21 protein-coding genes are annotated in these 21,485 nt (G+C 57.5%); 20 read left to right on the top strand and 1 reads right to left on the bottom strand.

Annotation, left to right across the window (positions count from 1 at the left end; translation table 11 throughout):
• Positions 1–52 precede the first annotated feature (52 nt).
• Positions 53–952 (bottom strand): LysR family transcriptional regulator, encoded by a 900-nt coding sequence (locus QOL67_RS17435; protein WP_283427265.1) that lies wholly within the window; start codon positions 950–952, stop codon positions 53–55.
• A gap of 211 nt (positions 953–1,163) precedes the next feature.
• Here QOL67_RS17435 and QOL67_RS17430 point away from each other — a divergent pair, with 211 nt between their 5' ends.
• The 20 genes from QOL67_RS17430 (at position 1,164) to QOL67_RS17335 (ending at position 21,479) form a co-directional block, all read left to right on the top strand.
• Positions 1,164–2,408 carry a glycerate kinase type-2 family protein gene (locus QOL67_RS17430; RefSeq protein ID WP_430458962.1) on the top strand — a complete coding sequence of 415 codons (1,245 nt, stop codon included), beginning with the start codon at positions 1,164–1,166 and terminating at the stop codon, positions 2,406–2,408.
• Between the two features lie 62 nt (positions 2,409–2,470).
• Positions 2,471–3,187, top strand: coding sequence for an SDR family NAD(P)-dependent oxidoreductase (locus tag QOL67_RS17425; protein WP_283427263.1), 717 nt, complete (start codon positions 2,471–2,473; stop codon positions 3,185–3,187).
• 179 nt (positions 3,188–3,366) lie between these two features.
• Positions 3,367–4,053, top strand: coding sequence for a D-lyxose/D-mannose family sugar isomerase (locus QOL67_RS17420; protein WP_283427262.1), 687 nt, complete (start codon positions 3,367–3,369; stop codon positions 4,051–4,053).
• Between the two features lie 10 nt (positions 4,054–4,063).
• Entirely contained in the window at positions 4,064–4,993 is a 930-nt protein-coding gene (locus QOL67_RS17415) for a carbohydrate kinase family protein (protein WP_283427261.1), read from the top strand.
• A 58-nt stretch (positions 4,994–5,051) separates the two neighbouring features.
• Complete coding sequence (locus tag QOL67_RS17410) at positions 5,052–5,678, top strand: hypothetical protein (RefSeq protein ID WP_283427260.1); 627 nt, start codon at positions 5,052–5,054, stop codon at positions 5,676–5,678.
• A 144-nt stretch (positions 5,679–5,822) separates the two neighbouring features.
• Positions 5,823–7,355, top strand: coding sequence for a glutamate synthase-related protein (locus tag QOL67_RS17405; RefSeq protein WP_283427259.1), 1,533 nt, complete (start codon positions 5,823–5,825; stop codon positions 7,353–7,355).
• 96 nt (positions 7,356–7,451) lie between these two features.
• On the top strand, positions 7,452–8,738 hold the full coding sequence (locus QOL67_RS17400; protein ID WP_283427258.1) for a mechanosensitive ion channel family protein: 1,287 nt from the start codon (positions 7,452–7,454) through the stop codon (positions 8,736–8,738).
• Positions 8,739–8,805: 67 nt separating this feature from the next.
• A complete protein-coding gene (gene ybgC, locus QOL67_RS17395) occupies positions 8,806–9,192 on the top strand; it encodes a tol-pal system-associated acyl-CoA thioesterase (RefSeq protein WP_283427257.1) in 387 nt (128 codons plus the stop codon).
• A gap of 112 nt (positions 9,193–9,304) precedes the next feature.
• Entirely contained in the window at positions 9,305–9,982 is a 678-nt protein-coding gene (tolQ, locus tag QOL67_RS17390) for a protein TolQ (protein ID WP_283427256.1), read from the top strand.
• A gap of 3 nt (positions 9,983–9,985) precedes the next feature.
• Positions 9,986–10,477 (top strand): protein TolR, encoded by a 492-nt coding sequence (gene tolR, locus QOL67_RS17385; RefSeq protein WP_283427255.1) that lies wholly within the window; start codon positions 9,986–9,988, stop codon positions 10,475–10,477.
• Between the two features lie 9 nt (positions 10,478–10,486).
• On the top strand, positions 10,487–11,569 hold the full coding sequence (locus QOL67_RS17380; RefSeq protein ID WP_283427254.1) for a hypothetical protein: 1,083 nt from the start codon (positions 10,487–10,489) through the stop codon (positions 11,567–11,569).
• A gap of 38 nt (positions 11,570–11,607) precedes the next feature.
• The gene (gene tolB / locus QOL67_RS17375; RefSeq protein WP_430458965.1) at positions 11,608–12,891 is read left to right on the top strand and encodes a Tol-Pal system beta propeller repeat protein TolB; all 1,284 of its coding nucleotides are present in this window, start codon (positions 11,608–11,610) and stop codon (positions 12,889–12,891) included.
• Positions 12,892–12,997: 106 nt separating this feature from the next.
• Positions 12,998–13,501 carry a peptidoglycan-associated lipoprotein Pal gene (gene pal / locus QOL67_RS17370; RefSeq protein ID WP_283427252.1) on the top strand — a complete coding sequence of 168 codons (504 nt, stop codon included), beginning with the start codon at positions 12,998–13,000 and terminating at the stop codon, positions 13,499–13,501.
• Positions 13,502–13,508: 7 nt separating this feature from the next.
• The gene (gene ybgF, locus QOL67_RS17365) at positions 13,509–14,348 is read left to right on the top strand and encodes a tol-pal system protein YbgF (RefSeq protein ID WP_283427251.1); all 840 of its coding nucleotides are present in this window, start codon (positions 13,509–13,511) and stop codon (positions 14,346–14,348) included.
• Positions 14,339–15,541 carry a tRNA lysidine(34) synthetase TilS gene (tilS, locus tag QOL67_RS17360; RefSeq protein WP_283427250.1) on the top strand — a complete coding sequence of 401 codons (1,203 nt, stop codon included), beginning with the start codon at positions 14,339–14,341 and terminating at the stop codon, positions 15,539–15,541. Before ybgF ends, tilS begins: the two co-directional genes overlap by 10 nt.
• Before the next feature lie 124 nt (positions 15,542–15,665).
• Positions 15,666–17,582, top strand: a complete 1,917-nt coding sequence (gene ftsH, locus QOL67_RS17355) for an ATP-dependent zinc metalloprotease FtsH (protein WP_283427249.1) — start codon at positions 15,666–15,668, stop codon at positions 17,580–17,582.
• 172 nt (positions 17,583–17,754) lie between these two features.
• Positions 17,755–18,354 (top strand): MOSC domain-containing protein, encoded by a 600-nt coding sequence (locus QOL67_RS17350; RefSeq protein ID WP_283427248.1) that lies wholly within the window; start codon positions 17,755–17,757, stop codon positions 18,352–18,354.
• Between the two features lie 183 nt (positions 18,355–18,537).
• Positions 18,538–20,214, top strand: a complete 1,677-nt coding sequence (locus QOL67_RS17345) for a formate--tetrahydrofolate ligase (protein WP_283427247.1) — start codon at positions 18,538–18,540, stop codon at positions 20,212–20,214.
• A gap of 59 nt (positions 20,215–20,273) precedes the next feature.
• Positions 20,274–20,570: a chorismate mutase gene (locus QOL67_RS17340; protein WP_283427246.1), complete on the top strand. Its 297-nt coding sequence runs from the start codon at positions 20,274–20,276 to the stop codon at positions 20,568–20,570.
• Between the two features lie 15 nt (positions 20,571–20,585).
• Entirely contained in the window at positions 20,586–21,479 is an 894-nt protein-coding gene (locus tag QOL67_RS17335) for a bifunctional 5,10-methylenetetrahydrofolate dehydrogenase/5,10-methenyltetrahydrofolate cyclohydrolase (RefSeq protein ID WP_283427245.1), read from the top strand.
• The last annotated feature ends 6 nt before the right edge of the window (positions 21,480–21,485 follow it).

Raw genomic sequence — 21,485 nt, 5'->3', positions numbered from 1 at the left:
GCGCGGGTGATGAAATCCAATTATTAGATTTCATGAATTGGATTAAGGAAATTTATCTTGCGGCGTGAGCCTGGGCGACCTGCTGTGCCAGTTCGGCGGCGGCGCCTACAAAACTGGGGCAGGTGTCTGCATCATAGCGGGCGTAGAACTGCAGCGCGTCGGGCACCCAGAGGTAGCGCAGGGGCTCCAAGGTGCCATTGGCCAAGTCCTCGCGCACCATGGCTTCGGGTAGGCAGGCCACGCCCAACCCGTCACGGGTCATTTGGTGACAGGCAGCGAGGTTGGACGACGACACATGACGCACCGAGATATCGGAGAACGCGGCAAAATGATCCTGCATCTGGTTGTAAGGAATCGTGCCGCGGGCGTGGGTCAAGACGGGATGTTGCGCCAGATCGTGCAGGCTCAGCACTTTGGAGGACAAGTCCAGTTTGGGGCTGCCGACCCACAACATTGGCAGGGGCCCAAGGTCAGCGTTGCCACTGATCTGGCGTTCAAACGGCGCGCTTTGCAGGGCAAGATCGATCCTGCGCTCCGTCAAATCGCGGGACAGGTTCACCGACAGATCAACGGTCAGGTCCATGTCGATATTGGGAAAGCGTTGCTTGAGCGCGGAGAAGAACTCGCCAAGCCACGTGTGCACAATCATCTCGGTCACGCCAATGCGCAGGGTGCCGTCAAAGAGAGTGTCATCCGCTGCGGTAAGCAGGAACTTGTCCATTGCCAGCAAGACATTGCGTGCTTCTGGCAGGAGCTTTTCCCCCATCGGGCTGAGCCGTACGGAACCAGCATCCCGAGCCATCAGCGAGTGGCCAATTTGGCTTTCCAGACCGGCGATGCGGGTGGAGATGTTGGGCTGCGTGGTGTTCAGCCGATCCGCTGCACGGCGGAAGCTTTGCAAGTCGGCAACCGCCACAAAGGCTTGAAGCTGTTTCAGGCTGATTTGGGCCATGGGGGGCTCGCAGGCTAAGAAAGTCGCGGCACAGTAGGGCAGGTTGCGGGGCTTGGAAAGACAGGCGTGCAGCGGGACCAGAGGCGGTGGCTTGCTCCGCCTGTAAAACTGTGCATGTTAGCGGAAACATTTCCTTTGGTGCGGGTTTTGACGCGCATATGGTCAGATGCCAAGGGGCGGGAGAACATGTGCATTTGGGGGGAGTATGAGTATGGACATCAATCCAGACAGTTTTTTGCGGGACTTGTTTGCCAAAGCGGTGGCGGTGGCCGATCCGATGGCTGCTTTGCCGGGCGTTTTGGGTAAAAAACCCGAAGGCCGGTTGATTGTGGTTGGCGCCGGCAAGGCCAGTGCGCGTATGGCGGAGGCATTGGAAAGCGCCTGGGGGCCTTGTGAGGGATTGGTCATCACGCGCTACGGTTACGAGCGGCCATGTACGGGGATCACCATTACGTCTGCGGCGCACCCTGTGCCGGATGCTGCGGGGGAAGTGGCGACGCTGGAAATGCTGGAGCTGATGCGCGGTTTAACTGCAGAAGACACGGTGGTATGCTTGATTTCCGGAGGGGCGTCGTCACTGCTGACCGCGCCGGTGCCAGGGGTGACATTGGACGCGTTAAAGCAGGTGAATGCGGAATTGCTGGCCTCCGGTGCGCCAATTTCGGCGATGAATGCACTGCGCAAACATCTGTGTCAGGCCAAAGGGGGACAGCTTGCGGCGGCGGCCTATCCAGCCAAAGTGGTGAGCTATCTGATTTCGGACGTGCCGGGCGATGATCCGGGCATGATTGGCTCTGGTCCTACCGTGGCAGAGCCGGAAAACCTGGACTGCGCGCTGGCCGCATTGGCTCCGTTTGGCGTTACTTTGCCGGAGCATGTCGAGGCGGCGGCGCGGGCACATGCCGGTGTGGTGATGCCGGATGATGAGCGGTTGTCGACCACAGAAAACATCTTGTTTGCTTCGCCGTTACAGTCGTTGCAGGCGGCGCAGGAGGTCGCAGAGGCGGCCGGACTGCGCGTGGAAATCCTTGGGGATGCGCTGGAAGGCGAAGCGCGCGATGTGGCGCAAGCGCAGGCTGACTTGGCCAAGGGAAAAGTGGGGCGTGGGCCTCGGGTGCTTCTGTCTGGCGGCGAGCTGACCGTGACACGGCGTGGGGATGGCGTCGGTGGTCCGAATGCAGAATTTGCCTTGGCTTTGGCGCTTGCACTCGAAGGGGCAGAAGGCATCCACGCATTGGCCTGTGATACCGACGGTGTCGATGGTGCAGCTGAAGTAGCGGGCGCGGTGATTGCACCACAGACGCTGGCAACGGCACAAGCGAAGGGCGTGGACGCGCCGCTCGCTTTGGCAGAAAACGACGCGCATAGTTTCTTTGAAAAGATCGATGCGCAGGTGGTGCCGGGGCCAACGCTCACCAATGTGAATGATTTCCGCGCCATTCTGATCACCAAGTAATTGCGTCGCGCGGTCAAAGCCGCGTAGAGATGGTTCACAAATTAACTTGTGGGAGCAAGATGATGAAAAAGGCGATTATCACGGGCCATTCCAAAGGGCTTGGCGCGGGTATGGTGTCCTGCCTGATTGAGGCGGGCTATGAAGTTCTGGGCCTTTCCCGGTCTGGTATTGGATCGGACATTGCCGGCCTGACCGAATTGGCGCTTGATTTGGGTGACACAGACGCTGTGACGGCCCTTGCCGTAGGCGCAGAGTTTGCGGGCTTCCTCGAGGGGGCAAGCGAGGCCGTGTTGATCAATAACGCTGGCATTGTGGAACCCATCGCCCCAATTGGCCGTCAGGACGCAGGCAAAATTGCCCAGTCTTTGGCTGTGAACGTCACCGCTGCACTGATCTTGAGCGATGCCTTTGTGGCGGCTACAGAGGGTGCGGAGCGTCGGGTCGCGCATATCTCCAGCGGCGCTGGGCGCAATGCCTACACCGGTTGGAGTGTCTATTGCGCCACCAAAGCGGCCATGGACATGCACGCGCGCGCGATGGTGGAAGACGCGGTGGCTGGTCTGAAAGCGGAAAGCATTGCGCCTGGTGTGATCGACACCGGCATGCAGGCCACCATTCGCTCTGCACCGGAAGAGGATTTTGCTCTGCTGGATCAGTTCAAGTCGATGAAAGCCGAAGGTGGCTTAGCCAAGGCAGAAGACACTGCTGCAAAAATTTGTGCCCACATCCTGAGTGACCAATTTGGCGCTGAGATCCTCACGGACGTGCGCACGTTTTAAGGCAAGGAGCCCTCGCACTTTTTGCACGAGGGCTCTTTTTGTCTTTGGGCGCGATTTCGAAGCATTTTTTGCCCTCCTAGCCCTTTTTCATTGCTCCAAAGCCATTGGGTGGCTTAGGGAGGGGGTGAATTTGTTAGCGCTAAAGGTCGCGTGATCTCTGGCGGCTTTGGGAGACAGAAATGAAACGCTCTACCATCAACGACATCATGGCGTCTGCGGACGATATGATCCGCTCCTACGGTTTTAAACTGCCTCCGTTTGCCTATTGGACGCCGGAGGAGTTCAAAGCGCGCGCCAAAGAGGCCGAGGCCTTGATTCAGGCTCGCTGTGGTTGGGACATCACCGACTATGGTGCGGGCCGGTTTGACGAGATGGGGTTGTTCTTGTTCACTCTGCGCAACGGGCGTCTGGCCGATCTGCAGCGGGGCGGCGGTATGTGCTACGCAGAAAAGCTGTTGATCTCGCGTCGGGATCAGCTCTCGCCAATGCACACCCATGTGATCAAAGCGGAAGACATTATTAACCGTGGCGGGGCCACTATGATTGTGGAGCTGTTTGGCTCTGATGACGAAGGTAACTTTGCCGAGGACCGCGGTGGCATGGTGATGTGTGATGGCATTCCGCGTGAATTTGCGCCGGGGGAGAAGCTCAAGTTTGCACCGGGCGAAAGCCTGACGCTGATGCCGGGGGACTGGCACGCGTTTTGGGGGGAGGGCGGCGACGTGCTGATTGGCGAGGTCTCCACCGTGAACGATGATGAAACAGACAATATCTTCCGCGAGCCGATTGGCCGGTTTGCCGAGATTGAAGAAGATGTCGCGCCCACCCACCTGTTGGTGAGTGATTACGCCAAATGGCTGACCTGAGGAGGCTCCTATGATCCTGTGTTGTGGCGAAGCGCTGATTGATATGATCCCCCGCGAGACCGTTGAGGGCGGCACGGGATTTGTACCCCATGCAGGGGGGGCGGTGTTCAACACCGCCGTGGCGTTGGGCCGTTTGGGTGCGCGTGTTGGCTTGGTCAGCGGAATTTCCACGGACAGTTTTGGCGATATTCTGATGACCGAACTGGTGGCTAGCAATGTTAGCACTTCCGCACTGATCCGTGCCAAACGCCCCTCAACCATGGCCTTTGTACATCTCAGTAGCGGACAGGCAACGTATTCGTTTTATGACGAAAACACCGCTGGTCGCATGATCCAACCTGCCGATCTGGTGTCTGTGGAGCCAAAGGTCAAAGCATTGTTTTTTGGCGGGATTAGCCTTGCGGTGGAGCCCTGCGCAGACACATACGCTGAACTACTGGAACGCGAGGGCGCTGGACGCGCGGTGATGGTGGACCCGAACATTCGCCCCGGCTTCATTGCCAACGAGAAGACCTACCGAGCCCGATTGGCGCGTATGTTTGCCAAGGCGGACATTGTGAAAGTGTCTGATGAAGACCTTGAATGGCTGGTGCCGGAAGGCGACACACTTGATGCGCGTGCGATGCAGCTGACCGAGCAGGGGCCGGCCTTGGTTTTGGTGACCCGTGGTGGCGAAGGCGCGGATGGCTATCTGGCAAGTGGCCACAAGCTGATCGTGGCGGCTGAAAAGGCTGAGGTGGTTGATACTGTCGGCGCGGGCGACACGTTTAATGCGGGTGTTCTGGCCAAGCTGGCAGAGCTGGGCATGTTGACCAAAGCCAAAGTGCGGGAACTGTCGGTGGAGGATGCCGCTGCCGCGCTGGCCTATGGCGCCAAAGTGGCGGGCGTGACCGTATCGCGGGCCGGGGCCAACCCACCTTGGGCCAGTGAATTGGCCTAAGGGCTTGCTTTAGGTCTGGCTTGGCGGCACATAGCGGGCGATCTGACAGGAGCCCGATATGACACCGCAGGACGTTGAATCTCTCTTCACCCGCCACGATGGCAGCTATGGATTTGCCCGTTGGGGGCGCCCGATTTCGCCAGTGGTGTTCGGAGTTGAGGACGCGACGCTGGAAATTGTCAAAGGCGCGCTGGAAGCGGTGGCCACCTTGGTTGGTCACCAGATGGCAGAGACCGATCCGGAACTTGGCAGCAACCTGATGATTTTCTTCTTTCGCGAATGGGAGGAGCTTTTGGAGGTGCCGGACCTAGAGCGCCTTATTCCCGATCTGACAGCTTTGGTTGGCCGATTGCAAAAGGCGGATGCCACCCAATACCGTGGGTTCCGCTTTGACAATGATGGCAGCATCCAGGCGGCGTTTGTATTTCTGCGTATGAATGAAGCTATGTCCCAAATCCCCGCCGAAGCCTTGGCATTGGGTGAGGCTGTACAGACTATTGTGACCTGGGGGCCAAAAGCGTTCGCGGACACCTCACCGTTGGCTGTTGTGCCAGACAGCGGGGCCACGGTGTTGCGCCCGGAGATCGCGGCAGTGATAGCCGCCGCCTATGACCGGATGATGCCGGTGGCAGCGGAAGATGCTAGCCACGCGCTGCGTCTGTTTGCGCGGCTGCGATTGGATTAAATCCTGCATAAACGCACGGTGTCCTGCGTAAGGCACCTTGTCATGTGCATAGGTGCGGAGCTCTGTGTGCATTCCCTCCTGTTTGTTTGTTGCACCGTTTGAGGCACTCTGTTTGCGTAGCCAAACGTGAACAAGGAGTGTGACATGGCAGGTGATGTGCCCATCATTGCGGCGACCCGACCCGTCAAAGTGGAGCTGGAAGACGGCAAAACCTATTTCTGGTGCAGCTGCGGGAGGTCCAAGACCCAACCGTTTTGTGACGGCAGTCATGCCGGCACAGAGATGAAACCGCAGAAATTCACTGCCGAAAAAAGTGGTGATGCGTTTTTGTGCCAATGCAAGGCCAGCGCCAATGCGCCGTTTTGCGACGGCGCCCATACCCGGATCACGGATGCCAAGCCGGGCGATCCCGCGCCCAAGCCGCAATCGGAGATACCGCAAGCGGTGCCGACACCTGAAGAACCCACCGTGGCACGCATTCACGAACTTGCACGCGATGGGCTGAGCAAGTTGGGTCATCACGGAGAAATGGGTTCCATGGGCGTGCCGCGCAAAGACCTGCCGCAATGGGATGACATTCAGATCCTGCCCGCCCAGGTGGCGCGCAAGCCGCTTCTAGACAATGCAGCAGTCGATACCTCCGTGGTGATTGGCCCGCGTGCGGCCAAGCCGTTGCAGTTGGACATTCCGCTGTTTGTCTCTGACATGAGCTACGGCGCACTTTCCGAAGAGGCCAAAACCGCACTTGCACGTGGCGCAGAGCTGGCAGGCACGGGGATCTGTTCTGGCGAAGGTGGTATGTTGCCCGAGGAGCAGGCGGAAAACTCGCGATATTTCTATGAGCTGGCTTCTGCGCAGTTTGGCTGGAAACCGGAGCTGGTGGAACGGGTGCAAGCCTTTCACTTCAAAGGTGGGCAAGGCGCCAAAACCGGCACAGGCGGGCATCTTCCCGGCGAAAAGGTGCAGGGCAAAATTGCCGAGGTGCGCGGACTGGAGCCAGGCCACAGCGCGGTGTCGCCGTCAACTTTCCCGGAGCTGCATACGCCACAGGACTTTGCCCGCATTGCCGATGAGGTGCGGGAACGCTCCGGTGGCATTCCAATTGGCTTCAAACTCTCGGCCAACCACATCGAGGCAGACATCGACTTCGCGCTCGAAGCAGGGGCTGACTATATCATCCTCGATGGTCGTGGTGGCGGCACCGGCGCGGCACCGTTGATTTTCCGCGATCACATATCAGTGCCAACCATTCCGGCCCTGGCGCGGGCACGCAAGCATCTGAATGCCAAAACCGGTGATGAGGTTTCGCTGGTAATTACGGGTGGTTTGCGCGTGGCGGAGGACTTTGTCAAAGCCATGGCGCTGGGCGCGGATGCCGTCGCGGTGTCGAACTCAGCCATGCAGGCGGTCGGCTGTATCGCGGCGCGCATGTGCAACTCCAACAACTGTCCGGTGGGCATCGCGACGCAAAAGCCGGAACTGCGCAAAAAACTGGATGTGCAGATTGGTGCGGAAAAACTGGCGCGCTACTTTGGCGCCAGTGTGGAGCTGATGCAGGTGCTGGCGCGGGCTTGTGGACACAGCAACCTGTCTGACTTGAACGCCGATGACATCACCACGTGGAAACGCGAGATGGCGGATCTGAGCGGCGTACGTTTTGCCGGCGTTGGGGGTTAAGCATTGATCTAACGGCAAGCGGTCAAAAAACCTTGAGTTTTTGACCGCTTGCCGGAACAGTGTCCGAAGCTTCCCGCATTTTTTGAGGCTTTTGATATGAAAAGATTGCAGAAACCCATTGGCCTTTTCGCCGGTCTAGCCATGTGCTTTGTTCTAGGCGCGTGGGCTGTGATGGCGCAGGCATCGTCAGATGAGATGATGGCCAAGGCCAGTGCCCTGGAAGTGCCCACATCTAGTCTAGAGCTTTATGTTGTCCCGTTGACCACATCTCAATTGGCAGAGTTGGCTGATGTTTGGCAGGGACACACTTCGAATTCGATGGCCAAGTTCATCGATCTGAACCTCACGCTGGAGGGTTTATCAGGAGACGCTGCCGAGGCGACACGACGCCAGGTGGCGAGCATCTCCGAAGAACAGGCGCGGGTGGCGGCGAACTACAAAGCTGTCTTATCCAATTGGACAGCAAAAGGGGGGGCACCAGACGACATTGCCCCGCACCAAAAGTTTCTGAATGCCATGGCATCGGCAACACTCAAAGCCACTGATGCCCGCACCATGGCTGCAATTGCGGTGGGTTGGCTGGGGTCGCGCGATGGTGGGCTTGGATTATTGCTGCAAGTCGCCGTGTTCTTAGTGGCTTTATGTGTTCTTCTGTTCATTGCCCGCTTTGTGCGCAAACTAGCGGCGCGCGGGTTGAACCGCCTGCCAGCGATGTCCAAGCTGTTGCAGGGATTTGTGCTTACGGTGGTCTATTGGATCACAGTGGTGGTTGGCTTGATGGTCGCTTTGGGCGTAGCGGGCGTGAATGTCACGCCTTTGTTTGCGGTTTTTGGCGGGTTGAGCTTTATCCTTGGCTTTGCCTTGCAGGATACGCTTGGCAATCTGGCCAGCGGGTTGATGATTATGGTGCTCAAGCCGTTTGACACGGGCGACTACATAGAGGTCTCCGGCGCAAGTGGCGTGGTCGATGATATGTCAGTGGTCTCTACTCAAATCCGCACCTTCGACAATCAGATCATTGTGGTGCCCAACTCCAAAATCTGGGGCGACGTGATCACCAATGTCAGCGCGGCACAAACCCGGCGTGTGGATTTGGTGTTTGGCATTGCCTATTCCGATAATGCGCCGCAGGCCATTGAGGTGCTTAAAACCTTGGTCGCGGCTGATCCACGCTGTCTCAAAGATCCCGCTACGGAGATTTTTGTGGGTGAATTGGGCGACAGTTCGGTCAATTTGTTCTGCCGCCCTTGGGTTGCCACGGAAGACTATTGGGACGTCTATTGGGGGCTTACAGGACAGGTTAAGGAGCGCTTTGACGCCGAAGGCATCTCGATCCCTTTCCCGCAGCGCGACGTGCATTTGATCCCAGTTGTGAGCGAATAAAAACAATGTTGCCCAAGGGGCAATTTCCCCCTACGCCTATCTCAAGATGAGTTTAGGAGAACCGCCAATGCCGTACACCTTGCCGATCCGCGTCTACTATGAGGACACCGACATGGCGGGCATTGTGTACTATGCCAACTACCTCAAGTTTATTGAGCGCGGCCGCAGCGAATGGGTGCGCGAGATTGGCATGGACCAACACGAAATGAAGGCAGAGGGCATTGTGTTTGCCGTGCGCCGAGTGGAGTGTGACTATCTTGGTAGTGCGGTGCTGGACGATTTGCTGACCGTGGAGACCGAGGTAGCCAATGTCACCGCAGCGCGATTGGTGATGGAACAACGCGTGAAACGTGGCGAAGAAGTGCTGTTTCATGCGATGGTCACGGTGGTGTGCATGAACGAAACGGGCCAACCGGTGCGTTTACCGGCAAATATCCGCCAAATGGTGCACTAAAGCGGGCAAATTCCCGCGAGCGACGCCAATTTATTAGCTTTCCCCGTAGAAACCGTCTACGTTTGCTTGCAAACAAGGCCCCGACAGAGGGCCACAGAGCAGAGCAGGCTATATGGAACACGCAGCAGTCGATTTCTCGATGTGGGCACTTTTTGCGCGCGCAACTTTAACCGTAAAACTGGTGATGGTGATGCTGATTGTGGCATCCTTCTGGTCTTGGTCGGTGATTTTCCAAAAACACATCATGTACCGTAAGGCGCGCCGCGAGGCGGCCCGGTTTGATCGGTCTTTTTGGTCTGGTGAGCCGCTAGACAAACTCTTTGAGGAGATGGGGCCAGAACCAAAAGGACGATCCGCACGCGTCTTTGCCTCTGGCATGGTCGAGTGGCAGCGCAGTCACCGACAAGATGGCGGGTTGATTGCCAATGCCACCAGCCGGATTGATCGTTCGATGGATGTGGCGATTGCCAAAGAAGCCGACGAGCTGCAACATGGCCTGCCAATCCTCGCCACCGTTGGGTCCACAGCGCCATTTGTTGGGTTGTTCGGCACGGTTTGGGGCATCATGAACGCCTTTATCGAGATTGCCGCACAGCAAAACACCAACCTCGCTGTTGTGGCGCCGGGCATTGCCGAGGCATTGCTCGCCACCGGTTTGGGCCTTTTGGCTGCTATTCCGGCGGTGATTTTCTACAACAAACTCAGTGCGGACAGCGACCGCATCGTGTCAGGCTATGAAGCCTTCGCCGATGAGTTCGCCACCATCCTTAGCCGCCAGCTGGACGCCTGATCCATGGGCGCCGGTGTCATGAAATCAGGCGGAGGAGGCGGCAAACGCCGCCGCCGCAATCGCCGCTCCAGCCAGCCAATGAGCGAGATCAACGTCACACCCTTTGTGGATGTGATGCTGGTGTTGCTCATCATCTTCATGGTTGCCGCGCCTCTGATGACTGTCGGTGTGCCAGTGGAATTACCTAAAACCGCAGCCAACCCGCTGCCAGGTGAACAAGAAGAGCCATTGACCATCACAATTGACGCAAACCTTGGAATCACAATTATGACCACACCGGTGGCTGCAGAAGACCTGATTCCGAAGCTGCGCGCCGTGGCGGCAGAGCGTGAGTCGGATCGCGTGTATCTGCGCGCGGATGGCGCAATTCCCTACGAAGCGGTGGTGCAAGTTATGGGCGCTTTGAACGCGGGTGGCTTTAACGATGTGGGCCTTGTGACCGACATGGGCGGTCCAGCATTGGATGGTACTGACCCAAGCGGGACGGACAACTAGGTCGCGCACGTGCATATCGGGCATTATATCTCGGGCGTTGCCCACACCGGCCTGATTGGCTGGGTGTTGTTGGGCGGGGTGTTTGACTCCGATCCGCCGCCTATGGAGGTGGTGGACGTCGCGATGATTTCCACGGCTGAGTTTGATGCGTTGACCCAAAGCCAACAGGCGCCCGAGACTTCCACAGAGGTTGCTTTGCCGCAGCCACCAGAGGAAACCGAACCTGCGCCGGAGGTGGTGGTCCCAGAAGATGCACCAGTGCCACAACCAGAACCGATTGAGCCAATTGCGGCCGAGCCGGAGATTGTGCCAGACGTGGCAGATATTGCAGAGTCTGTACCGCCTGAGCCGGAAGTGGCCCTGGAACCAACTCCACAACTGCCAACACCAGAGACCGATACGGCCGTGATCATTCCGGATGCTCCGGTCGAACCCGTCCCGGCACCGGTGGAACGTGTTGCGCCGGAACCTGTGGCGCAGCCGGATCCGGACACCGCCATTGCCGACGCGTTGCAAGAAGCCACCAAGCCGGATGAGGCCGGCGCGGCGGCGGAAGAGGTCAAAGAAGACACCGCGCCTGAAGCAGCCTCCACCGAAATTGCCACCGAGCCTAAGCAGGAAGAGGTGGTCAGCGCGGCCCCCGCCCGTTCGTTGCGTCCGCGCCTACGTCCAAATGTGACGGAGCCACAGCCAACACCGGCAGAAGACGCCATCGCTGCTGCGCTGGCCGAAGCGGCAGCGCCAACCGAGTCAACTCCAACCGCCCCATCCGGTCCGCCGCTCACCCGTGGTGAGAAAGACGGGCTGCGCGTGGCGGTGCAGCAATGTTGGGTGGTGGATGTTGGCTCCCGTGCCGCAGATGTGACCGTAGTTGTGGGACTCAGCCTGGATCAAAACGGCAAGGTTCAGGGTGACATTCGCATGTTGAGTTACGAGGGCGGCGATGAAGCTGCCGCCAAAACCGCTTTTGCCGCCGCGCGCCGTGCTGTGTTGCGTTGCCAAAAAAGTGGCTTCGATCTACCCGCAGAAAAATATGACCATTGGCGGGATGTTGAGATTACATTTAACCCGGAGAAAATGAGGTCCAGATGATGAGACTTTTTGCGACCCTAGTGATCGGGATCCTGACGATGGGCCAGTTGGCCCATCCCGTTGTGGCCCAAAGCCAACCACTGCGCATCGAAATCACCGATGGTGTGATCGAGCCGATGCCATTTGCTGTACCGGATTTTGTCGCTGAAACCCCTGGCTCCAATCAGGTGGCCAAGGACATCAGTCGAGTGATTGCGGCGGACCTCAACGGCACGGGGCTCTTTCGGGAAATTCCAGCCAAGGCGCATATCTCCTCGATCACCAATTTTGGCAGCCCGGTGCAGTTTGCTGATTGGAAAGCGGTGAACGCACAGGCGCTGATCACCGGCGGTGTGTCAGTAAGTGGCAACCAGTTGGAAGTGAAGTTTAGGGTCTATGATGTGTTTGCCGGCACCGAGCTCGGAAATGGCTTGCGCTTCAAAGGCACCACTGACGGCTGGCGACGCATGGGGCATAAAGTGGCGGATGTGGTCTATGAACGTATCACCGGCGAAGGCGGCTACTTTGACAGCCGCGTAGTTTACGTGGCTGAGACTGGCCCCAAGAGCAATCGTAAGAAACGTCTCGCGGTGATGGATTATGATGGCGCCAATCTGCAATATTTGACCGACAGCAGCTCTATTGTGCTGGCCCCGCGTTTCTCACCAACTGGCGATCGTGTGCTGTACACCAGCTATGAAACCGGCTTCCCGCAGGTCTACGTGCTCGATGTGGGTTCCGTGCGCCGCAAGGTGCTGTCCAATGAAAGCGGAACCATGAGTTTTGCGCCGCGGTTCAGCCCGGATGGCAAAAGCGTGGTGATGTCGGTGACCGAAGGTGGCAACACTGATCTTTACAAAATGGACATTGGCTCTGGAAAACGTCAGCGCTTGACGTCCACACCGTCCATTGAAACCGCGCCAAGCTACAGTCCCGATGGCAGTAAAATTGTGTTTGAAAGTGACCGGTCCGGCTCGCAACAGATCTATGTCATGTCGTCAGGCGGCGGCGAAGCCACCCGCATCAGCTTTGGCAAAGGCCGCTACGGCACGCCGGTCTGGTCGCCACGTGGCGATCTGATTGCATTTACCAAGCAACATAAAGGCCGCTTCCACATTGGCGTGATGCGCACAGATGGTAGTGAAGAGCGGCTTCTGACCGCATCTTTCCTGGACGAAGGCCCCACCTGGTCCCCTAACGGCCGTGTGATCATGTTCACCCGCGAAACCCGCGGCGCAGGCGGAGCGGCCTCGCTTTATTCTGTGGACGTATCGGGGCGGAATTTGAAACCGGTGAAAATCAACGGCGGGGGCTCTGATCCCAGCTGGTCACCGTTGCAATAATGTAAGAAACACCGTCGTTTTGCTTGCGCACCAGCTTGTGATAAGACTTCTTCATAAGAAGAACGCAGAATGCAAACACGACGGGTATAGAGGCGAGGCAATACTCATGAAACTATGGACAAAAGCAGTGCTGACAGTGGCCGCACTCTCCTTGGCGGCCTGTACGGACCCGGGTGGGTTTGGCAACGATGATGACTTTGGCGCAGGCACCGATAGCGGCCAGGGCAGCAATGCCGACCCATCCTCCATCGCGTACTTTCAAGAGGCTGTTGGCGACCGGGTGTTGTTTGTGGTGGATCAGTCCACTTTGAGCGAGCAGGGTCGTTTGGTTGTTTTGGCGCAGGCCAATTGGCTGATGCAGAACACGGATTATGTTGCGGTGATCGAAGGTCACGCCGATGAGCAGGGCACCCGCGAATACAACCTCGCACTTGGCGCCCGCCGGTCCAGCGCCGTAAAAGAGCTTCTGGTGTCCCAAGGGGTGGCTTCAAACCGCATCCGCACCTTGAGCTATGGCAAAGAACGCCCAATTGAAATTTGTTCAGAAGAAAGTTGTTACGCCCAAAACCGCCGCGCGGTCACAGTGCTGACAGCCAACCTGTCGGGGTAATAGACAGATGAAAGCGCACCTATTTGCTTCCCTAAGCGCGCTTGCGCTTGCCGTGGCGCCGATGATGGGCGTAGCCCAGACACGCGAAGAGACACTGGCCGACATTCGCCAGCAGCTTTCTGTCCTCTATGTGGAAATGCAACACCTCAAACGCGAACTGTCCACCACTGGCTCCGCAGGCACCATAGTGACTGGGGCCACCACGCTGGAGCGGGTAGACGTGATTGAGCGACAGCTGCAGGTGCTGACCGGCAAAACCGAACAGCTGCAACATCGTGTCGAGCGGGTTGTGACCGATGGCACCAACCGGATTGGCGATCTGGAGTTCCGGCTTGTGGAGCTGGAAGGCGGCGATCTGAGTCAACTGGGCGAGACCACTACGTTGGGCGGTGATGTGGACACCTTGCCGACGACAGGTGGGGGCGATGACACCGGCTCCGGCGATGGTGCGCCAACCGAATTGGCAGTTGGTGAAGAAGCGGATTTCAACCGCGCATTGACCGCGCTGGACGCGGGTGAATTTGGTGCGGCTGCGGACCAGTTTTCGACCTTTGTGCAAACCTATCCCGGCAGCCCGCTTGAGGCAGAGGCGCATCTGCGTCGCGGTCAGGCGCTTGAGGGCAAAACCGATCTGACCGGTGCGGCGCGTGCGTTTCTTGAGGCTTACTCGGGTTCGCCGCAGTCCGGCACCGCGCCGGAGGCCCTGTTCCGTCTCGGAAAATCTCTGGGCGCTTTGGGGCAAACCAATGAGGCTTGTGTGACGTTGAACGAAGTTGGCGTGCGCTATCCAGGTGGGGCCTTTGTGACCGAAGCGCAGGCGGAAATGGTCACCTTGCAGTGCTCCTAACCCAACTTTCAAACGCTCTTGACCGGGCGTTTGACACAGACATTCCTGAAAAAATTGGCGTCGCCGTGAGTGGCGGCGGCGACTCTATGGCCTTGCTGGACCTTTTACGGCAATGGGGCATGGCGGAGTTGGCCGTGGTCAGCGTGAACCATGGTTTGCGCCCAGAGGCCGCGGACGAACTGGCGCTGGTGGCGGACTATGCCGCGCAGCATGGCCTGAAGCATAACGTTTTGCAGTGGACGTGGGGCGGCGAAGGCAATTTGCAAAATGCCGCACGCGATGGGCGACATCAGGCCATTTCCGCGTGGGTCAAGGAAAACGAACTAAGCCATGTTGCCTTGGGGCACACCAAGGACGATCAGGCCGAGACATTCTTGATGCGCCTGTCGCGTGGCTCCGGTGTGGAGGGATTGGCCTGCATGGCAGCCTGCCGAGAAAGCGATGGGGTCACTTGGCTGCGCCCGCTTTTGGACGTAACCCGTGAAGACCTACGTGCTTATTTGCGCGAAAACAATCTTTCTTGGGCTGATGATCCCAGCAACAAAGACATGCAGTTTGATCGTGTGAAGGCGCGTCAAATGTTTGAAACTTTGGCTCCGCTGGGTCTCACATTAGACCGGCTTGCGCAAACCGCGGCGCACATGCAGCGCCAGAAAGACATCGTACAATGGGCCGAAGAGCAGATTGGCAAGGTGTTTGTACAAGACAGTATCGGCGACATGGTTGCTGACCGTGCAGTTTTTGAATCTGTGTCAGACGCTCTGCGCAGTAAGGTCTTCGCCGATGCGCTTTGTCTTGTATCTGGCCAAAAATACCGACCTCGGTTCCGCCCATTGCAAGAGGCGATGACCTCTGACACACCAACGCCGCTCCACGGCTGTTTGATTGTGCCAGGCAAAAACAGCTTACGCATAACCCGTGAATGGGCCGCCGTGCGCGATGAAGTGGCTGCCTCCGATGGGCTCTGGGATGGCCGTTGGCGCTTGCACTATGATGGTGAAACACCCACCGAAGCCTTGCAAATAAAGGCGCTTGGCAAAGAAGGACTCGCAAAAATTTCGGATTGGCGCGATACTGGGCATATCCGTCAAAGCCTCTGGGCCACCCCTGCACTTTGGCAAGGGGACCGCTTGATCGCCGCACCTTTGGCCGGGCTCTCCGCCGGTTGGACCGCACAGCTTCTGCGCACATAAACAACACAGGCCGTGCTTTGAGCCTGAAATTGCGCACAATCGCATTGATTACGGCCTCGCGATCTCTATTTAACTCTGTACACGCTCGTGATAGGTCACGGGCGTTCTGAAAGGGAGACTTGCCTTGGGCAATGCGAGAAATGTAGCTTTCTGGGTCGTGCTGTTTTTGCTGATCCTGGCTTTGTTCAACTTGTTCAGCGGAGATAGCAGCTCGCTGCAAAGCCGCGACATCAGCTATTCGGAGTTTGTGGCTTCGGTGGATGCCGACCAGGTCGCCAGCGTGACGCTAGACGGCGAAAAGGTACGCTACACAACGAAAGAGGGCTCCAGCTTTGTTGCTGTGAAGCCATCTGATGCTGAGGTGACCAACCTATTGATCAACAAAGGTATTCCTGTGCGCGCAGAGAGCCAGGAAACCTCTGGTCTGCAAGCCTTCCTGCTCAGTCTTCTGCCATTCCTTTTGCTGATCGGTGTCTGGATATATTTCATGAACCGTATGCAAGGCGGCGGCAAAGGCGGCGCGATGGGCTTTGGCAAATCCAAAGCCAAAATGCTGACCGAAAAGCATGGCCGCGTGACCTTTGATGATGTGGCCGGCATTGACGAAGCCAAAGAAGAGCTGGAAGAGATTGTTGAGTTCCTGCGCAACCCGCAGAAATTCTCCCGCCTTGGCGGCAAGATTCCCAAAGGCGCCTTGCTTGTTGGCCCTCCCGGTACTGGTAAAACCCTTCTTGCCCGCGCAATTGCTGGCGAAGCTGGCGTGCCGTTTTTCACCATTTCGGGTTCTGATTTTGTCGAAATGTTTGTGGGTGTGGGTGCGTCCCGTGTCCGTGACATGTTTGAGCAAGCCAAGAAAAACGCACCTTGTATTGTGTTCATCGACGAAATTGATGCCGTAGGTCGCCATCGTGGCGCCGGGTATGGCGGTGGCAACGATGAGCGTGAGCAAACTCTCAACCAACTGCTGGTGGAGATGGACGGCTTTGAATCCAATGAAGGTGTGATCATTCTCGCTGCGACAAACCGCAAGGACGTGTTGGATCCAGCGCTGCTGCGTCCAGGCCGTTTTGACCGCAACGTGACCGTGGGCAACCCGGACATCAAAGGCCGTGAGAAAATTCTCGGTGTGCACGCCCGCAAGACTCCTTTGGGCCCAGACGTTGATCTGCGTATTATCGCGCGTGGGACACCGGGTTTTTCTGGTGCGGACCTTGCCAACCTTGTGAATGAAGCCGCTTTGACCGCGGCCCGCGTTGGTCGTCGGTTTGTCACCATGGAAGATTTTGAATTTGCCAAGGACAAGATCATGATGGGTGCCGAGCGGCGCAGCATGGTTATGACCCAAGAGCAAAAAGAAATGACCGCCTACCACGAAGCGGGCCATGCAATTGTAGGTATTCACCTGCCAAAATGTGACCCGGTCTATAAAGCCACAATTATTCCTCGTGGCGGCGCATTGGGCATGGTGATGAGCCTGCCTGAGATGGACCGTCTGAACATGTTCAAAGAAGAATGTCATCAGCGCCTCGCCATGGCGATGGCAGGCAAAGCGGCTGAGATCATCAAGTATGGCGAAGACGAAGTGTCAAACGGTCCTGCTGGCGATATTCAGCAAGCCTCCGGTCTGGCGCGCGCCATGGTGATGCAATGGGGCATGTCTGACAAAGTGGGCAATATTGATTATCAGGAAGCGGCGGCTGGCTATCAGGGCAGCACTGGTGGTTTCTCGGTGTCTGCGGCCACCAAGGAAATGATCGAATCCGAAGTGAAGCGCTTGATTGACGAAGGCTATGAACGCGCGGTTGGCATTATCAAAGACAAAGGCGAAGAGTTTGAACGCCTTGCTCAGGGTCTGCTGGAATACGAAACGCTGACCGGTGACGAAATCAAACGCGTTATGAATGGGGAACCACCCCATGCCAGTGATGATGATGACGGCAACGACGAAGGTGATGCGCCGAGCGTGACGGCCATTCCTAAGACCAAGCCCAGAAATAAACCAAGTGGGGATGGCGGACTGGAGCCTGAACCCACTGCCTAACCTGAGGGACAGGCCCAAGACCATGAAACCCCGGAGCGTGAGGGCGCTTCGGGGTTTTGCTATTGGACCGTTGTGGCCCACAGAAAATGAACAGAGTCATCAGCTATCTTTGGTTGTCTGAACGTGGTCCTGCCCCTAGGTATCTCCTCAGACCTGTATTGAGGAGCGCGTCATGCCTGCATTGAAACACACAACTTTCGAAGCTGAGGTGGTCTGGCTTGGCCGCGTGGCCAATTCCGAAGAAGACCTGAGCGCCGTGTCTGTACCGGCGTTGGACCTCGCGCTTGGCGGGGATGCTGGCGAATTTCATTCTGGGATCACACGTCCTTCCTGCGTGCGGGTGAAAGCGCTTTATGAGCGCGGCACAGAGATCATGAACGTGCGCCAACTGTCGGTGTTGTCTCAGGAAGAGTTGGACATGATCGCCGCTGAAATGGGTCTGGATGCGGTAGATCCGGCCTGGGTTGGCGCCTCCGTCGTGCTCAAGGGGATTCCCGATTTCACCCATGTGCCACCAAACGCGCGCCTGCAAGGCCCGGATGGGGTGACCATCACCGTGGATATGGAAAACCGCCCCTGTGTGTTGCCCGGTCGTGTGATCGAAGGGGCGCACCCCGGCTATGGGCCAAAGTTCAAAGCCGCCGCCAAGGACAAACGGGGCGTGACCGCCTGGGTGGAACGCGCCGGCACGCTTTCCGTGGGGGACAAGATGCGCCTGTTTGTGCCGGATCAGCCGATCTGGAGCCACCTGGAACGCGCCCGCAAATCATGATCCAACTGTGATCTACTAAGGGTGGTCCTTGTGCCTGATCCTGACGTAACGTCTCCAAAACGAAACCGGCGCCTCTTATGTCGACGCTAGAAGCGCCGGATATGTCGGAAACGCATCTCTTTGCCGTGTATTCGGCGCTACAAATGAGGTGAGAGAGCGTCAAATTATATGACAGGGACCACCATGAGCTTTAAGACGGATATTCAAATCGCCCGTGAGGCGAAAAAACAGCCCATTCAGGACATTGGCGCAAAGCTGGGCATTGGCAGCGATGATCTGCTGCCCTACGGCCACGACAAGGCCAAGATCAGCCAGGAGTTCATCAACTCGGTGCAGGACCGTGAAAACGGCAAGCTGATTCTGGTGACTGCAATCAACCCAACCCCGGCGGGCGAAGGCAAAACCACCACCACCGTCGGTCTGGGTGACGGCCTGAACGCGATTGGCAAAAAGGCGGCTGTGTGTATCCGCGAGGCTTCTCTGGGGCCAAACTTCGGCATGAAGGGTGGCGCGGCTGGCGGCGGCTATGCGCAGATTGTGCCAATGGAAGAGATGAACCTGCACTTTACAGGTGACTTCCACGCGATCACTTCCGCGCACAACCTGCTATCCGCGATGATCGACAACCACATCTACTGGGGCAACGAGCTGGAAATCGACGAGCGTCGCGTGACCTGGCGTCGTGTGCTCGACATGAACGACCGCGCCCTGCGTGACACCGTCACGTCGCTGGGTGGTGTGGCCAACGGCTTCCCACGTCAGACTGGTTTTGACATCACTGTGGCCTCGGAAGTCATGGCAATCCTATGCCTGTCCAACAACCTGGCAGACCTGCAGAAACGCCTGGGTGACATGATTGTGGCTTACCGTCGTGACCGCAGCCCGATCTACGCCCGTGACGTCAAAGCGGACGGCGCAATGACTGTGTTGCTGAAAGACGCGATGCAGCCAAACCTTGTGCAAACGTTGGAAAACAACCCGGCCTTTGTGCATGGCGGTCCATTTGCCAACATCGCGCATGGCTGTAACTCGGTGATTGCCACCACCACCGCGCTGAAAGTTGCGGATTACGTGGTGACAGAAGCAGGCTTTGGCGCCGACTTGGGTGCTGAGAAGTTCATGAACATCAAATGCCGCAAAGCAGGCCTCGCGCCAGATGCGGTTGTTCTGGTGGCCACCATTCGCGCCATGAAGATGAACGGCGGCGTTGCCAAAGCGGATTTGGGTGCGGAAAACGTTGATGCGGTCAATGAAGGCTGCGCCAACTTGGGACGTCACATTGGCAACCTGAAGCAGTTTGGCGTGCCGGTTGTGGTGGCCATCAACCACTTTGTCACCGATACCGACGCCGAAGTGCAGGCGGTCATGGATTACGTTGAAGGCCAAGGCTCTGAAGCGATCCTGTGCCAGCACTGGGAAAAAGGCTCTGAGGGCACCAAAGAGCTGGCCACGCGCATTGCGGAAATCGCCGACGCTGGTGTGAGCCAATTTGCACCGCTCTACAAAGATGAGTTGCCACTGTTTGAGAAAATCGAACGCATCGCAACCTCGATCTACCGTGCGGATGAAGTTCTGGCAGACAAGAAAATCCGAGATCAGCTCAAAACATGGGAAGACGCGGGATACGGACACCTGCCGGTTTGTATGGCGAAAACACAGTACAGCTTCTCAACAGATCCCAATCTGCGGGGCGCACCAACCGGGCATTCAGTGCCTGTGCGCGAAGTCCGGTTGAGCGCTGGTGCGGGCTTCATCGTGGTGATTTGCGGTGAGATCATGACCATGCCGGGCCTGCCTCGTCATCCAGCTGCGGAGAATATTCGCATCAATGACGAAGGTCTGGTCGAGGGACTGTTCTGACGCATTGCGATTTGGACACAGGCGGGGTAGGGCATGCGCAACACTTGCGAGAGGATGCCATGCTGAGCCCCGCCGATTGTCCTGATATGCCTACCCTGCGTGTGCAGATTGATACGCTGGATCGCGAATTGGTCCGCCTGTTGGCGCTGCGCACAACCTACATTGACCGCGCCGTGCAAATCAAAACGGGTGCCGGTCTGCCTGCCAATATCCCAGCCCGCGTCGAAGACGTTGTTGCCAAGGTCAAAGAGACCGCCGTGCAAGAAGGGCTGGACACCGACATTGCCGAGATCCTGTGGCGCCAGTTGATTGACTGGTCCATCGCTCGGGAAGCCAAAACCATCGAATTCGAATAACAGCGGAGCCAATCTATGCGCGCAGCGGTAATTGACGGGAAAGCAGTCGCATCAGAGTTGCGAGCGGAAGTCAGGGTCGCAGCGCAAAAGCTCAGCGAGTTGGGCTGGTCCCCACGTCTGGTGTCTGTGAGCGTAGGAGAAACTGCGGCTGCGGAGCTCTATGTCCGAAACCAGCAAAAACAGGCGGAAAATGCAGGTGTTCAATTTGAGGCACGCAACTATCCGGCGGAAACTTCGCTGGAACAATTAATTGGCGTTCTTCAGGGTTTGAACCACGATCCTCGTGTGAACGGGATCATCATTCAACGGCCTCTGCCGGATCACATTCCGGTCAAGGCGTTGCAAAAAACGGTGCACCCGCTCAAGGATGTTGAAGGCATGCATCCAGCTTCGATTGGCAACATTGTCTACAACGATCTTGCACTTGGGCCGTGTACGGCGGTTGCGGCGGTTGAAATTCTCAAAACCTTGCCCCTACAGATGGAAGGGTTGAACGTGACCGTGATTGGGCATTCCGAAATTGTCGGCAAACCCATTGCCTTTTTGATGATGGGTCTTGGGGCGACAGTTACCGTTTGCCATCACATGACGCGCTCTGTGGCCATGCACAGCCGGGCTGCGGATGCGGTCTTTGTGGCCGTGGGCAAACCGGGGCTGGTGACCGGTGACATGATCAAACCTGGCGCGGCGGTGATCGACATTGGCATCAATCGGGTGGAGACGCCAGACGGGCCGCGCACTGTTGGGGATGCAGATTTTGAAAGCTGCGCCGAGGTGGCGGGCTGGATCACGCCTGTTCCAGGCGGAGTGGGGCCAGTGACCGTGGCCACCTTGATGAAGAACGCCGTTTTGGCGACACGTATGCAAATGGACCACTACCGGGACAGCTATGCCCGGACGGATGTGTAAGGGGAG

Source organism: Shimia sagamensis, assembly GCF_900182745.1.
GTDB classification, from domain to species: Bacteria; Pseudomonadota; Alphaproteobacteria; order Rhodobacterales; family Rhodobacteraceae; genus Shimia; species Shimia sagamensis.
The sequence above is the reverse complement of the archived record's forward strand: the minus strand, read 5'-3'. Positions and strand labels throughout refer to the sequence as shown.